Source organism: Streptomyces arenae (assembly GCF_022343545.1).
GTDB classification, from domain to species: Bacteria; Actinomycetota; Actinomycetes; order Streptomycetales; family Streptomycetaceae; genus Streptomyces; species Streptomyces humi.
On sequence record NZ_JAKQYH010000079.1, the window covers coordinates 1 to 712 of the forward strand.

At 71.9% G+C, this 712-nt stretch carries 1 protein-coding gene; it reads left to right on the forward strand.

What is annotated here, in order from left to right; genetic code table 11:
- On the forward strand, window positions 1-712 hold a 712-nt coding region (locus tag MB828_RS38280), incomplete at both ends, for a hypothetical protein (RefSeq protein ID WP_301652181.1).

Here is a 712-nt window from a genome sequence, read left to right on the forward strand (position 1 = left end):
GCTCGACGGCCAGCAGCGCCTCGTCGACGTCGCCAAGCGCGCTCGGATCCCCATGTCCGAGCTCGTCGACGCCTACACCAACCAGGGCTCCTCCCTCGACGACCTCCAAGACCGCCTCGCCGCGGCCGCCGCGGCCCAGAAGACGTGGAACCTGGACGCCGAGACCGGCGTCGGCGCCGAGGGCTTCACCGTCGCCGGGCGCGCCGCCGACGACCTGCGGGTCGGCATCGGCGGCCTCGCCGGCGACTTCCGCAAAGCAAAGGACGACGCCGAGGCCTTCGCCCAGGGCGTCGCCAAGGCCGGGAAGAACACCACCGCCTACGACCTGCTCAAGCGGTCCGTCGGCCAGCTCGCCGACAAGACCGCCGACGCCGACTCCCGTACCCGCGCCCTACGCGAAGCCCTCGACCTGCTGTCCGGCGGGTCGGTGTCCCTCCAGGCCGCGCAGGCCCGCGTGAACGAAGCCGTCACCCGCGCCACCGAGGCCATGGCGAACGGCATCGACAAGTCCAAGGGCTACGGCCAGGCACTCATCGGCCAGAACGGCACGATCAGCACCGTCACCGCCAACGGCCAGGCCCTCTTCGACACCTACAACACGATCGCCGACTCGTCGGCCGCCGCGGCGATCGCCGCGTACGACTTCGCCCTCTCCCAGAACCAGGGCGTGCCCGCAGCCATCGCCGCCGCGCAGCGGGAGATGAAGAAGGGC